Raw genomic sequence first — 14,546 nt, forward strand, 5'->3', positions numbered from 1 at the left:
GCCGGGTGGCGGCATAAGATGCGGCGAAGACTTCTGCCGACGGCCGAAGATGCCGTGCTGACCCCCAGCTTGGGAGGTTCTTCTTTCACGCCCGCTCTACCCTTGCTGCAATGACAAGGGAGACTGATGTGGACAATGCGGTGATCGATCTTCAGGCCATGCAGCCGGAGCATCTGGAGGGCGCCTTGACGCTGTCCAGGCAGGCCGGGTGGCCGCACCGTCTCGAAGACTGGCAGATGCTGCTGAGGCTGAGCGAGGGCCTCGTGGTGATGGATGGGCAGCGCGTGGTCGCCACCACCTTCATGACGCCCTACGGGGTGGACATGGCCACCATCAACATGGTCATCGTCGATGAATCCCTGCGCGGGCGCGGCATTGGCCGGCTGCTGATGATGAAGGCGCTCGAACTGGCGGGTGATCGGACGTGCCGGCTTGTTGCCACCGAGGACGGCCTTCCGCTCTACCGCAAGCTCGGCTTTGTCGAGACGGGTGAGATCTTCCAGCACCAGGGGCTGCTCGCCGCCCTGCCGGCCCCATCCGCAGATGTCGGATGGGCCGTTGGCGCAGATCGTTCCCAAATCGAGGTCCTGGATCGCGGCGCCATCGCCGCTGATCGCAGGGACCTCATCAGCTATCTTTTCGCGCAAGGGCGGTTCGCCGTGCTGAAAGATGCCGGTGTCGTCCGGGGCTATGCGGCCATCCGTGACTTCGGACGCGGCGAGGTGATCGGTCCTGTCGTGGCGGAAACGGTTGCGCAGGCGCGCTCACTTCTCGCCTTCATCATGGCCGGCCGCCCGCTTGGCACCTTCCTGCGCGTCGATCTCGACGGACACACGGACCTTGCGCCCTGGCTCGTCGCCCATGGGCTGATGCCGGTTGGCGGCGGCATTGCCATGCACCGTCCGGGCTCGGTCGCCGCCGCCTCCTGCGCTCCCCGCATTCATCGTTTCGCACTCGCCAGCCAGGCGCTCGGCTGAAGGATCCTCGCATGTTCAGCAATTCCCTGATCGAACTCGATCGTGCCCATCTCGTCCATCCGGTTGCCTCCTATCGCGGACATGAAGCGTCAGGCGTGCGTGTCCTTGCCTCCGCCAAGGGGGCGACCGTGACTGATGCGCAGGGCCATCAGATGATTGACGGCTTTGCCGGTCTCTGGTGCGTCAATGCCGGCTATGGCCACGAGAGCATTGTCGAGGCGGCCGCGAAGCAGATGCGCGAACTGCCTTACGCAACCGGCTACTTCAGCCTCGGCAGCGAAGCGGCGATCCGCTTTGCGGCAGAGCTTGCCGAGCGCACGCCCGGCGATCTCAACCACGTCTATTTCACGCTGGGCGGCTCCGATGCCGTCGACAGCACCGTGCGCTTCGTCCGCTATTATTACCACGCGCAAGGACGGCCTCGGAAAGATCAGTTCATCTCGCTGATGCAGGGCTATCACGGGTCTTCGACGGTGGGGGCGGGGCTGACCGCGCTGCCGAATTTCCATGGCGGTTTCGGGGTGCCGCTCGACTGGCAGCACAAGATCCCCTCGCATTACCCCTATCGCAACCCTGTCGGTACCGATCCGAAGGCCATCATAGAAGCCTCCAAGGCGGCGCTGCGCGAGAAGGTGGCGGAGATCGGGCCAGACCGCGTGGCAGCCTTCTATGCCGAGCCCATTCAAGGGTCCGGTGGCGTCATCGTGCCGCCCACCGGCTGGATGAAGGCGATGCGCGAACTTTGCCGCGAGCTCGACATCCTGTTCATCGCCGACGAAGTCATTACCGGATTCGGTCGCACGGGTCCGCTCTTTGCCTGCTCTCACGATGACATCGTGCCGGACATGATGACGGTCGCCAAGGGGCTCACATCAGGCTATGTGCCGATGGGCGCCGTGTTCCTTTCCGAGACGGTCTACAACACGATTGCCGACGGTGCGGGAGCCGCCGCCGTCGGCCACGGCTATACCTATTCCGCCCATCCGGTCAGCGCTGCCGTCGGGCTTGCGGTACTGAAGCTCTACGAAGGCGGGCTGCTCGAGAATGGCGTTCGGGCCGGCGCGCGGCTGATGGCCGGCCTGCAGAGCCTTGCGGATCATCCCCTCGTCGGGGATGTCCGTGGCCGCGGCATGCTGGCCGCGATCGAACTGGTGACGGACAAGGCAAGGAAGACGCCGCTTCCGCCTGCCGCCGAACCATCCCGGCGCATCTTTGACCGGGCCTGGTCCAATGGCCTCGTCATCCGCGCCTTTGCCAATGGTGCGCTCGGTTATGCCCCGCCGCTTTGCTGCACCGATGCCGAGATCGATGCCATCATCGAGCGGACCGCAAAAACCCTCGATCAGACGCTCGAGGACCCGGATGTCCGCGCGGCCATGGCCTGAGGGCTGACAGTGCGCAGGCACGGGCGCTTGGCCGAAATACTGCGAAGCGCCCCGATTCGAAATTTTCTGCCGCGGTACCGGACCCATTCAGCGCATACCGTGCCGCAGCAGTGCCAGACTGACAGGCAAGAAAAGGCGAGAACCCCGAAAAACAGGGGAAACCGCCGGGGAACCAGGCGCAGCGATCCCGAGGGGCTGCGAAATTTTATTCTGCCGGGACTGTCCGGCACGATCACACGAGGAAAGTGACGTGGCCAAATCGCTGTCTGCCTTCACGTATCTGACCTTTGATGTCGTGGGAACGCTGATCGATTTTGAAGGCGGCATCAAGGATTGCCTCGCGGCCATCGCCGCCGAGGCAGGCGTGACGGTTGACGGGGAGGAGGCCCTGACGCTTTACCGTGCGGAGCGCTACGCTGCCGACGCCGGCCGGTTTCCCGACGATCTCGTGCGCGTCTATCTGGCGATTGCGCCAAAGCTCGGCCTGCCGGTGGCGGCGGCCTGCGGCGAGCGGTTGCGCGAGTCCGCCAGGACCTGGAAAGGCTTTCCGGACAGCGCGGATGCATTGGCGCGGTTGGCGAAACGCTACCGTCTGGTTGCCATGACCAATGCGCGGCGATGGGCCTTCGAGCATTTTTCCGAGGAGCTCGGTAACCCCTTCTATCGCAGCTTCACGACCGACGACACGGGCACCGAGAAACCGGATCCCGCCTTTTTCGAACAGGTCTTTGCCTTCGTGGCGACCGAGGGTGCCGCCAAGGAAGATATCCTGCACGTGGCGCAGAGCCAGTACCACGATATCGGGATCTCCCGGACACTCGGCATGACCAATTGCTGGATCGAACGTCGGCACGCTCAGAACGGCTATGGCGGCACCATCGCGCCGGAGCGCGTTACGGTGCCCGATTATCATTTCACCTCGCTCGCGGCTCTCGCCGATGCGGTGGAGAAAGGCAGCCACTGACACCATGACGGGAAGAGCCGGCGGCACCGCAGGCAAGGCATCGCACATCAAACAAAAAAGGGGAAATGCGATATGACTGACAAGGTAACGAACTGGACCGTTGCAGACGATGCCATGGTCGAAAATGCCATTCGCCGCGGCGCGACACGCCGCGAACTCCTGCAATTGCTGCTGGCCGGTGGCATTGCCGCCTCCGCAGGCGGCATGATCCTTGGCCGTGCGACCTCTGCGGTCGCGGCAACCCCGGTGAAGGGCGGGTCGCTCAAGGCTGCGGGCTGGTCGTCGTCCACTGCCGATACGCTCGATCCGGCCAAGGCCTCGCTATCGACGGACTACGTCCGTTGCTGCGCCTTCTACAATCGCCTGACCTTCCTGGACAAGACCGGCGTTCCTCAGATGGAACTTGCTGAAAGCATCGATACCCGGGATGCCAAGGTATGGACCGTGAAGCTGCGCAAGGGCGTGACCTTCCACAGCGGCAAGACGCTCAGCGCCGCCGACGTCGTCTATTCGATGAACCGGCACCTGGACAAGGCAACGGGCTCCAAGGTCAATTCGATTGCAAAGCAGATGACGGAGATCAAGGCGATCGATGATCTGACGGTGCAGATCACGCTGGCAAGCCCCAATGCCGACCTGCCGACGATTCTGGCCATGCATCACTTCATGATCATCGCCGACGGAACGACCGATTTCTCCAAGGCCAACGGCACCGGCGCCTTCATCTGCGAAAACTTCGAGCCCGGCGTGCGGTCGATCGGCAAGCGCAATCCGAACTATTTCAAGGCCGGCGGCGCTCATCTCGACAGCTTCGAGTTCTTCGGCATTCCCGACGACTCCGCCCGCGTCAACGCGCTCCTCTCCGGCGATATTCAGCTTGCCGCGGCGATCAACCCGCGCTCGATGCGTCTCATCGACAGCCAGCCGGGTGTCGTTCAGTTCAAGACGACGGCCGGCAACTATACCAATCTCAACATGCGCCTCGACATGTCGCCGGGCGACAAGGCCGGCTTCATCGAGGGTGTCAAGCATCTCATCAATCGTGAGGTGATCCAGAAGTCCGCGCTCAGGGGCCTTGCTGAAATCGCCAATGACCAGCCGGTGTCTCCGGCCAGCATCTACCACAACAAGAACCTCAAGCCGAAGGCCTTCGATCCCGAAAAGGCCAAGGCGCTGTTCGCGAAGGCCGGCCTCATCGGCCAGAGCATTCCGGTCGTGGCCTCCGATGCCGCAAATTCCTCCGTCGACATGGCGACGATCCTGCAGCAGGCCGGTGCCGCGATCGGCATGAAGTTCGATGTTCAGCGCGTGCCCTCCGACGGCTACTGGTCAAACTACTGGCTGAAGGCGCCGATGCACTTCGGTAACATCAATCCGCGTCCGACGCCGGACATCCTGTTCTCGCTGCTCTACGCGTCCGATGCGCCGTGGAACGAAAGCCAGTTCAAGTCGGAAAAATTCGACAAGATGCTGCTGGAGGCGCGCGGTCTTCTGGATCTTGCCAAGCGCAAGGAGATCTATGACGAGATGCAGGTGATGATCGCCGATCAGGCCGGTACCGTGATCCCCGCCTACCTGACTAATGTCGACGCCGTTTCCGCCAAGCTGAAGGGGCTTGAAGCAAATCCGCTTGGCGGCATGATGGGCTATGCCTTTGCTGAATATGTCTGGCTGGAAGCCTGACGTACCCTTGGCGGGCCGGTCCGGGAGAGCCTGGTCTCTCCCGGATGTCCGGCGCATACCCTTCGACAACGACGCCATGGATCGGGATCGTCGATGAACAAACATGTCCTTCATCTCGTGCTGGCGCGTCTGGTGATCGCGGTGATCACGCTGGTCATCGTGTCCTTCACGGTTTTTGCCGCAACGGTTCTGCTGCCGGGTGACGTGGTGGAAATCCTGCTGGGCCAGGCTGCGACGCCGGAAGCGGTTGCCGGCCTGCGGGCCGCCATGCATCTGGACGATCCGGCGATCTGGCGCTTCTTCCGGTGGCTTGCCGGCATTCTCACCGGCAATTTCGGTATATCCTATGCCAACAACATGCCCGTCGCGGATCTGATCGGTCCGCGCCTTCTCAACTCGCTGAAGCTTGCCGGCATCACCACCGTCTTCTCGGTGCCGATCGCTCTGTCGCTGGGCATCAGCGCCGCGATGTGGCGCGGCTCCTGGTTCGACCGGGCGGTAACGGTTCTGTCGATCGGCGTCGTTTCAGTGCCGGAATTCATGGTGGCGACATCGGCGGTGCTGGTCTTTGCCGTCTACCTGAAATGGCTGCCGGCACTCTCGTTTGCCAACGAGATTCATTCCTTCGGCCAGATGTTGCGCGTCTATGCCATGCCGGTCATCACGCTCTCCTTCGTGATTTCGGCTCAGATGATCCGCATGACGCGGGCAGCCGTGATCGAGACGCTCAACACCCCCTATGTGGAGATGGCGCTCCTGAAGGGTGCCTCGCGCGCTCGGCTCGTGCTGCGGCACGCGCTGCCCAATGCGCTCGGTCCCATCGTCAATGCCGTCGCGCTGTCTCTTTCCTATCTGCTGGGCGGTGTCATCATCGTCGAGACGATCTTCAATTATCCGGGCGTTGCAAAGCTCATGGTCGACGCCGTTTCCACGCGCGATCTGCCGCTGATCCAGACCTGCGCGATGCTGTTCTGCATGGTCTATCTCCTGCTCATCACGACGGCCGATATCATCGCCATTGTTTCCAATCCGAGGCTGAAGTGACATGACGCGCTCCGCCACCCACATTCACGCCGCAGGCTACAGCCTCAACCTCGTTGGTCTTCTCGGTTTTCTCATCGTCGTCGCCTGGGCCATGGTCGCCATCACAGCGCCGTGGATCACGCCGTATCCCATTGGCGAGATCGTGGATTTCGATTATTTCGGCCCGATCAGCGACAAGTTCTGGCTGGGGACGGATTATCTCGGCCGCGACATCCTTTCGCGCATCCTGATGGGCGCGCGCTATACGGTCGGCATTTCGCTGGTCGCCGTGACGCTGTCCTGCTCGCTCGGCGTGACGCTCGGCATGACGGCGGCGGTGGTCGGCGGCTGGCTGGATACGATTCTCAGTCGCCTGCTCGATGCGCTGAACTCCATTCCCAGCAAATTGTTCGGCCTTGTCGTCGTCGCCGGTGTCGGTTCCTCCATTCCGGTGCTGATCCTGACGCTTGGGGTGATCTACACGCCGGGCGCCTTCCGGTTTGCCCGCGCGCTGGCGGTCAACATCAATACGATGGATTTCGTCACTGTGGCGCGGGCCAGGGGGGAGGGCACCTTCTTCCTGATCCGTTCGGAAGTGTTGCCCAACATCATCGGGCCGGTACTGGCCGATCTCGGACTGCGCTTTGTCTTTACCGTTCTGCTGCTGTCGGGCCTGTCCTTTCTCGGACTCGGCGTTCAGCCACCCGATGCCGACTGGGGTGCCCTGGTGCGGGAGAACATCGGTGGTCTGCCCTTCGGCGCGCCGGCGGTGATCTTTCCGAGTGTCGCAATCGCCAGCCTGACGATCGGCGTGAACCTTCTCATCGACAATCTTCCGCAGAAAATCCGGGACCGGAGCAATTGATGGCCAACCTTGTCGAAATCCGTGACCTGAAGGTGGAAGCCACCAGCGATGCCGGTCGTGTCATCGAGATCATCCATGGTGTAAGCCTCGACGTCGCAGAGGGTGAGATCGTCGCCCTCATCGGCGAAAGCGGATCCGGCAAGACGACGATTGCGCTCAGCCTGATGGGGTATGCCCGCACAGGCTGTCGGATCAGCGGTGGACGGGTGATGTTTGCCGGGCGCGACATGACACAGCTGTCCGAGCGCGAAAAGGCTGCCATCCGGGGCACCGACGTGTCTTACGTTCCACAAAGTGCGGCTGCCGCTTTCAACCCTGCACAGACGATCATGGATCAGGTAATCGAAATCACCCGCATTCATGACCTCATGCCAAGGCCGGAGGCGGAGCGGCGCGCGCTGGAACTGTTCCGGGCGCTCAACCTGCCGAATCCTGGTACGATCGGCCGTCGCTATCCACATCAGGTGTCCGGCGGTCAGTTGCAGCGTCTGTCTGCGGCCATGGCGCTGATTGCAGATCCGAAGCTGGTGATCTTCGATGAGCCGACCACAGCACTCGACGTGACGACCCAGATCGAGGTTCTGCGCGCCTTCAAGTCGGTCATGAAGAACGGCGGCATGGCGGGGATCTATGTCTCTCACGATCTTGCCGTCGTGGCGCAGATTGCCGATCGTATCGTGGTGCTGAAGGGCGGCGAGATCCTGGAGGTCGGTACAACGCAGCAGGTTCTCGATGCGCCCCGGCATCCCTACACCCGCGAACTGCTGTCGGCCTTCGAGCCCAAACACTATGCCAGCCCGGCAAGACCAGAGATGACGGCCCGGAAGCCGCCGCTTCTCGACGTGCTCGGGATCACCGCCGGTTATGGTCCGGTTCAGGCGGATGGCCTGCCGTTGATGCGGGCGCTGAAATCGGTCAGCTTCCGGCTGGAGGAAGGGCGCAATCTCGGCGTCATCGGTGAATCCGGTTGCGGGAAGTCCACGCTTGCGCGCGTCATCGCCGGCATCCTGCCGCAGGCAAAGGGCGACATCATCTTCGATGGTCGCCAGATGGCGCGCTCCGCCGCCGGCCGCCAGAAGGAGGAGCTGCGCAAGCTGCAGATGGTCTTCCAGTTCGCCGATACGGCTCTCAACCCGGCAAAATCGATCGAAGACATTCTCGCACGGCCGCTCGCCTTCTATCATGGCATGAACCGAAGGCAGCGGGAGGCCCGCGTCGGCGACCTTCTGGACATGGTGCGCCTGCCCCGTACTGTCCGCCATCGGCGCGCCGCAGAACTTTCCGGCGGCCAGAAACAGCGTGTCAACCTGGCGCGGGCGCTTGCAGCGGAGCCGCGGCTCATTCTCTGCGACGAGATTACCTCGGCCCTCGACACCGTGGTGGCGGCGGCGATCCTTGATCTTCTGAAGGAACTGCAGCGGGAGCTCGGCCTCTCCTACATGTTCATCAGCCATGACCTGTCCACCGTACAGGCAATCTGCGACGAAGTGATCGTGATGTACAACGGCGAGAAGGTGGAGGAAATGGCGACGGGGCTTCGGCAGGCGCCGACACATCCGTATTCGCGCCTGCTGTTCTCTTCTGTTCCCAAGCTCGACCCACGTTGGCTCGACAGTCTGGAACTGGATCCGGAACTGGTCAGCGCCTTTGCACGGCGCTGAAACGATTATTGCGGTTCCCCAAACAGGCTCGTGAGCGGCATGTGCGCCTTGATGATAGGCGACTTCAGCACGACGAAGCTGAAATACTTGTCGATGCCGATTTCCATGTCGATCAGCCGCTCCATGATCGTCTGGTATTCGACGACGCTGGCGGTGACGAATTTCAGGAGATAGTCGTAGCCCCCGGACACCAGATGGCATTCGATGACGGAATCCAGCTTTTCCACTGCCGCCAGGAAGCGGGCAAAATCGATCTGCCGGTGGTTCTTCAGCGTCACCTCTGTAAACACCGTCAGCGTCTGCCCAAGCTTGGCGACGTTGATCTGTGCCGAATAGCCGGTGATGTAGCCCTCGCTCTGCAGCTTCTTGACGCGCATCAGGCAGGGGCTGGGCGAGAGGTTGACGAGGTCCGCCAGCTCCACATTGGTGATCCTGCCGTTTTTTTGCAGTTCGGAGAGGATCTTGATGTCGATGCGGTCCAGTTTCACGGGCCTCTCCATGGGTTGTGACAGACTGCCGATGATCGGCATAATCTGCGTGTCCGGCTGTGGCGCAGTTGCCGGGCAGATGCCTGAATTTCCGCAAGCCTATGATATTTCATGCTGCAATAATACGCCGGCTGTCGCCCGATATGCAGCATGAAATGCTGTGGATTGCCGCGCTGCGGCATCGCCCGCAGTTTCCTGCGGATAAGATGCCGTCATCATCCGGAGAAAGACCATGCCCTCACCGCTGCTGCATATCGAGACCACCGCTGCGCTGCCCAGGCAGGCGGATGCCGTCGTCATCGGCGGCGGCATTGTCGGCGTGTTCTCGGCCTATTATCTCGCGCGGCGCGGGCTGAAGGTGGCGCTTGTCGAAAAGGGCCGTATCGGTGCCGAGCAGTCCAGCCGGAACTGGGGCTGGTGCCGCCAGCAGAACCGCGATCAGCGGGAACTGCCGATTTCCACCCGCAGTCTTGCACTGTGGGATGCCTTCGCCGCCGAAACGGGCGAGGATACCGGCTTTCGCCGCTGCGGCCTGTTTTATCTGAGCAATGACGAGGCGGAACTTGCCGGCTGGGCGCGGTGGGGCGCCTTTGCCCGCACCGTCGGCGTGACCACTCACATGCTGACGGCGGATGAAGCCAGTGCGCGCGGGGCCGCCACCGGGCGCCGCTGGAAGGGTGGTGTCTTCTCCCCGACCGATGGTATCGCCAATCCGGTGCGGGCAGCGCCTGTGGTGGCGCGGGCCGTTGCGGCGCTCGGTGGAACCGTTCACCAGATGTGTGCGGCCCGCGGGATCGAGACTGCAGGCGGCAAGGTGAGTGCCGTCGTCACTGAGTGGGGCACGATCCGCACCCCGCTTGCCATCCTCTCCGGCGGGGCCTGGGCCTCGTCCTTTTGCCGCCAGCTTGGCATACGCTTTCCGCAGGCCTCGATCCGTTCCTCGATTCTCGATGTCCGTTTTGACGGCGCACATCTTCCCGACGCCCTTCACACCCGGGACGTCTCGATCACCCGCCGCGGCAGCGAGCACTTCCGCCTGGCAATCAGCGGCAAGGCACGGGTCGATATCACGCCGCAGCAGATGCGCTTTGCCCAGTATTTTCTGCCGATGTTTGCCAAGCGCTGGCGTTCCCTGGCGCCTGGTGGGCTGCAGGGGGTGATGGCGGGGCACGAAACCCTCTCGCGCTGGTCGCTTGACACGCAGACGCCCATGGAGCGCAACCGCATTCTCGATCCGGTGCCAGATCAAGCCCAGGTGGCACTGACGCTTGCGCGGGCCAGGTCCCTGCTGCCGGACCTGAAGGATGCGGCCCTTGCCGCAAGCTGGGCGGGCTACATCGACAGCACGCCGGATGGCGTGCCGGTCATCGCCGACGTGCCGAGCCTGCCGGGCTTCGTGCTTGCCGCAGGCTTCAGCGGCCACGGTTTTGGCATCGGGCCCGGCGCCGGACATCTGGTCGCAGATATCGTCACGGGCAGTTCACCGATTGTCGATCCGCGTCCCTATCGTCTGGAGCGCCTGAACGGGAGCGCATGGGGCCAGGTGGCCGAGTTTTGAGCAGGCTGTCACAGGCTTCTGCCGTGTACCTCCGGGCAGGTTGGATCACGGCGGCAGGCCTTGCACCTTGATCACGCCCAAACGATCGTCGGCTTTCCAGGAGAGGCGAGAGGCAACCTCGCCCTTCGCCCGGCTGCCGGCTGCCCGCTCATCCGCGTCTAAAGATTGTCGGCCATGGACCGATAGCGCTCGAGCACTTCCGCAATGTCCGGGCTGGCCTCCTTGTCGTGCGCCTTGGCACGGTCTTCGACGGCGTGCAGATGGTGCTCCATGATGTCCGTTGCCGTGTTCGCCTCAAGGTTTTTCAGGGCTTCGATCAACTGGATATGTTCGTCTATGCCGCATTCGGCGGAATGCGGACGGCCGTAGCGGGCAAGAATCAGTGATGAGCGGGAGACGACCTGGCTGACGAAGTCGATGAGCAGCTTTGAACCGGTCAGTTCCGCAAGCAGGATGTGAAACTCGCCGGCAAGGCGGATCGAGCGTGGCGAAGCAGCCTTCAGGGCGCGCTCCTCCTCGCGAACATGAGAGATCAGCGCGTCGATGCCATCCTTCGGCATGCGCCGGCAGAGCCTTTCGATCACCTCGCGTTCGAGGCAGCGGCGCAACGCAAAAACTTCCTCGGCTTCCTCAAGAGCAGGCATGGCAACAGAAGCCCCGCGGTTCGGCCTTATATCCACCAGACCATCGGCGGCGAGCCGCAGGAGGGCGTTGCGCGCACTGGTGCGACTGACGCCGAAGGTGTCGCCAATCGAATCCTCGGGCAGTTTCACCCCGGGCTTCAGCGCCTGCTCGAGAATGGCCCGCCTGAGGGAGGCATAGATCGCATCGCTGCGGCTTTGCTGTGTGGACATGCGGCCCTCTGAGTTCGGCTGCTTCTCATGATTGCCCACCTTATAGCGAAACTTTTGCATCCTTTTGAATCGTAAATTTTGTACGCAAATCGATCTTGAGATTGCATGCAATTTATCTTATCCGTAGATCAGAGATAAAAGCCACGCGGAAGCCGTCGCATGGGAGCTTTTCCGGGACTTCCGATGGCATTCTTCGGCCCGCCTTCAGGTTTGCGCCCGCGCCCTGACAATGCTGGCTGGTGGTGTTCCTGCGTCGAGAGAGGTGTCACGTGACGAAAACTCTTTTCACCAATGCCCGGATGATGGACGGCCGCCTTTGCGACATCACGGTTGTTGATGGAGAAATTTCCGCCATCGATCCGGCCGGGCAGGCAAGCGATGCACACGTCGCCGTCGATATTGCCGGGCATCTGCTGGTTCCGGCCTTTGTCGAAGGGCATATCCATCTCGATACCAGCTTCCATGGGGACGTCTGGGTGCCGCATCGCCCCTGCACCAATGGCTTTGATGTGCACGAGAGGGTGACCTTTCAGGCAGAGAACATGTCGAAGGCAGCGCCGATGGATGTCAGGGCGCGCAATCAACTCGACCTCTGCATCGCCAGCGGCAGCCTGCAGATGCGCAGCCATGTCATGGTGGATGGCTCCGTCGGTCTGGCGTCGCTCGAGACCATCCTTGCGGTGCGCGAGGAATACCGCGATCTCATCGACATCCAGCTTGTCGCCTTTCCGCAGAGCGGCATCCTGAAAAGCGCCGGCACGGCGGACCTGCTGGATGCAGCGATCGGCATGGGCGCGGATCTGGTCGGCGGCCTCGATCCCGCCAGTTTCGACCGCAGCATCGACCGGCATCTCGACGTGGTGTTCGATATCGCCGAACGGCGTGGCGTGGATGTGGACATCCATCTCCATGATGCCGGCACGCTCGGCGCCTTTACCATCGAGGAGATCTGCGACCGCACGGTGGCGCTCGGCATGCAGGGCCATGTCGCCGTCAGCCATGCCTATGGACTCGGCGATCTTTCGGCCGATGCCGCCCGCAAGATCGCGGCAAAAATTGCCGCAAGCGGCGTGGCGATCATGACCAATGCGCCCGGAAACCACAATTTCCCGCCGGTCGCCCTGCTGCGCGCCGAAGGTGTTACCGTCTTTTCCGGAAGCGACAATATCCGCGATTCCTGGTGGCCCTACGGTGATGGCGACATGCTGCGCCGTGCGGAGATCATCGGTTATCGCTCCGGTTTCTACACCGATGCGGAGCTTCGCGACGCCTTCGACATCGTGACGGACGCCGGCGCGCGCGCCCTGCGCCTAACAGGCTATGGCCTTAAGGTGGGCGCGAAGGCCGATTTCGTCACGCTCGATGCGCCGCATCTGCCGCAGGCGGTCGTCGGCGTGCCGAAGAACCGGCGGGTCTTCCGGCGCGGCCGGCTGATTGCCGAGAACGGCAAGATGATTGGTCGATGACGATGACGGTCACGGGCACGGGCACGGGCACGCGCGGCGAGGGAGACGCGGATCGGCAGCCGGCCGGCCGAAACGCACGCGGCAGGCGCGGCATGATCGTCGCCCCGCACGGCCTTGCCGCCGAGGCAGGGCACGCGGTTCTGAAAGCGGGCGGCAATGCCATCGAGGCTCTGATTGCCGCAGGCTCTGCGCTTGCCGTCGTCTATCCCCACTTCTGCGGTCTGGGCGGCGATGCGGTCTGGATGCTGTCGGATGCCCGTGGCGATGTGACGAGCCTGCTCGGAATCGGCCAGGCGGCCGAGAATGTGTCGGGCGTCACGGCGCTTCCGCCGCGTGGGCCTGCCTCCACGCTGACCTCCGCCTGCCTCGTCGACGGCTGGGGCAGGCTGCTCGATCTGTCGCGGGATCGCTGGGGCGGTGCGCAAACGCTGTCGCAACTGCTGGAACCGGCAATTCTTCTGGCGGATGAGGGGTTTGTCGTCAGCCCGTCGCAGCGCTTCTGGTGGGATTTTCGCGCCGCCGAGCGCGCGTCCTGGCCGGGTTTCGAAGCCCGTTTCGTCGGACAGGGGCTACAGCGGCAGCCGGCGCTTGCGCGCACGCTGAAGCGCATTGCCGCGCATGGGCCACGCGAGTTTTACGAGGGGGCGCTTGCCGCGGAGATCGCCGCGGGGCTTGCGGCCGTCGGCTCGCCTCTCACTGCGCGCGATCTTGCGTCCACCGAGGCCCGGTTCGAGACGCCGCTCCGTCTCGCCTACCGCGATCTGATGCTCTACGCCCCGCCACCGCCGACGCAGGGCGTGACGACGCTCGGCATCATGGGCCTGCTCGCCCATTTTGCGCCGGACGAAATGGCAAGCGAGGGCGCCGATTTCTATCATCATCTGGTCGAGGCGGTGAAACAGGCCTTTCTCGATCGCGGCCAAATCGCCGATCCGGATTTCGTCGCGGCAGGCGCTTTCGATCCTCTGCTCGATCCCGCGCGGCTCGCCGCGAAGGCTGAGGCGGTTAATCCGCAATCCGCACGCCCATGGCCGGACGTCTACCGCCACGGCGATACGGCCTTTCTCGCGGCTGTCGATGCCGAGGGCCGATCGGCCTGCGTGCTTCAGAGCCTCTATTATGACTGGGGAAGCGGCGTGATGGTCGGCGACACCGGCCTGCTCTGGCAGAACCGTGGCGCGGGCTTCAGCCTTGACCCGGCAAGCCCCAACCGGCTTCAGCCCGGCAAGCGGCCATTCTACACGCTCAATCCCGGGCTTGCGCTGAGGAACGGCCGGCCGCATCTGCTTTATGGCACGCAAGGCGCCGATGGCCAGCCGCAGACGCTGGCGCTGCTGCTCAGCCTGCTGATCGATCACGGCCTCGATCCGGCCGAGGCTCTGTCGCGGCCGCGCTTCCTGCTGGGCAGAACCTTCTCGGATGGTCGCGACACCCTGAAGCTGGAGCGTAATGCCGGGGAGGATGTCGTCGCCGGCCTCTCCTCCAGGGGGCACATCGTCTCGATGCTTGATCACTTCAGCCCGCTGGGTGGTCAGGCCGGCATCATTCGTATGGACGATGATGGCGTGATCACCGGCGCACACGATCCCCGCAGCGATGGCGGTGCCATCGCCCTGTAACGA

12 protein-coding genes are annotated in these 14,546 nt (G+C 63.1%); 10 read left to right on the top strand and 2 right to left on the bottom strand.

The window, feature by feature from the left end:
• Positions 1–158 precede the first annotated feature (158 nt).
• The 7 genes from F3H95_RS13590 to F3H95_RS13620 all read left to right on the top strand — a co-directional run bounded on the left by F3H95_RS13590 (position 159) and on the right by F3H95_RS13620 (position 8,558).
• Positions 159–977: a GNAT family N-acetyltransferase gene (locus tag F3H95_RS13590; RefSeq protein ID WP_188134386.1), complete on the top strand. Its 819-nt coding sequence runs from the start codon at positions 159–161 to the stop codon at positions 975–977.
• Positions 978–988: 11 nt separating this feature from the next.
• Positions 989–2,362: an aspartate aminotransferase family protein gene (locus F3H95_RS13595; RefSeq protein ID WP_149746386.1), complete on the top strand. Its 1,374-nt coding sequence runs from the start codon at positions 989–991 to the stop codon at positions 2,360–2,362.
• Positions 2,363–2,612: 250 nt separating this feature from the next.
• A complete protein-coding gene (locus F3H95_RS13600; protein WP_149746387.1) occupies positions 2,613–3,326 on the top strand; it encodes an HAD-IA family hydrolase in 714 nt (237 codons plus the stop codon).
• A gap of 72 nt (positions 3,327–3,398) precedes the next feature.
• Entirely contained in the window at positions 3,399–5,009 is a 1,611-nt protein-coding gene (locus F3H95_RS13605; protein ID WP_143124393.1) for an ABC transporter substrate-binding protein, read from the top strand.
• Between the two features lie 93 nt (positions 5,010–5,102).
• Positions 5,103–6,053: an ABC transporter permease gene (locus tag F3H95_RS13610; protein WP_143124392.1), complete on the top strand. Its 951-nt coding sequence runs from the start codon at positions 5,103–5,105 to the stop codon at positions 6,051–6,053.
• Position 6,054: 1 nt separating this feature from the next.
• Complete coding sequence (locus F3H95_RS13615) at positions 6,055–6,897, top strand: ABC transporter permease (RefSeq protein WP_149746388.1); 843 nt, start codon at positions 6,055–6,057, stop codon at positions 6,895–6,897.
• Positions 6,897–8,558 (top strand): ABC transporter ATP-binding protein, encoded by a 1,662-nt coding sequence (locus F3H95_RS13620; RefSeq protein ID WP_149746389.1) that lies wholly within the window; start codon positions 6,897–6,899, stop codon positions 8,556–8,558. The genes F3H95_RS13615 and F3H95_RS13620 overlap by 1 nt, the downstream gene beginning before the upstream one ends.
• A gap of 5 nt (positions 8,559–8,563) precedes the next feature.
• Here F3H95_RS13620 and F3H95_RS13625 read toward each other — a convergent pair whose 3' ends face one another.
• Positions 8,564–9,046: an Lrp/AsnC family transcriptional regulator gene (locus F3H95_RS13625; RefSeq protein ID WP_143124389.1), complete on the bottom strand. Its 483-nt coding sequence runs from the start codon at positions 9,044–9,046 to the stop codon at positions 8,564–8,566.
• Positions 9,047–9,278: 232 nt separating this feature from the next.
• On the opposite strand from F3H95_RS13625, the gene F3H95_RS13630 reads away from it, so the two are divergent.
• Positions 9,279–10,604, top strand: a complete 1,326-nt coding sequence (locus F3H95_RS13630) for an FAD-binding oxidoreductase (RefSeq protein ID WP_143124388.1) — start codon at positions 9,279–9,281, stop codon at positions 10,602–10,604.
• Between the two features lie 158 nt (positions 10,605–10,762).
• On the opposite strand, the gene F3H95_RS13635 is transcribed toward F3H95_RS13630, so the two are convergent.
• Positions 10,763–11,569 (bottom strand): GntR family transcriptional regulator, encoded by an 807-nt coding sequence (locus F3H95_RS13635; RefSeq protein WP_244618009.1) that lies wholly within the window; start codon positions 11,567–11,569, stop codon positions 10,763–10,765.
• 158 nt (positions 11,570–11,727) lie between these two features.
• Between F3H95_RS13635 and F3H95_RS13640 the strand changes: the two genes are divergently transcribed.
• Both F3H95_RS13640 and F3H95_RS13645 read left to right on the top strand, forming a co-directional pair.
• Positions 11,728–12,924 (top strand): amidohydrolase family protein, encoded by a 1,197-nt coding sequence (locus tag F3H95_RS13640; RefSeq protein ID WP_149746390.1) that lies wholly within the window; start codon positions 11,728–11,730, stop codon positions 12,922–12,924.
• The gene (locus F3H95_RS13645) at positions 12,921–14,543 is read left to right on the top strand and encodes a gamma-glutamyltransferase (protein ID WP_348530058.1); all 1,623 of its coding nucleotides are present in this window, start codon (positions 12,921–12,923) and stop codon (positions 14,541–14,543) included. Before F3H95_RS13640 ends, F3H95_RS13645 begins: the two co-directional genes overlap by 4 nt.
• The last annotated feature ends 3 nt before the right edge of the window (positions 14,544–14,546 follow it).

Source organism: Rhizobium sp. RU35A (genome assembly GCF_900156005.1).
In the GTDB taxonomy this organism is placed as follows: Bacteria; Pseudomonadota; Alphaproteobacteria; order Rhizobiales; family Rhizobiaceae; genus Neorhizobium; species Neorhizobium straminoryzae.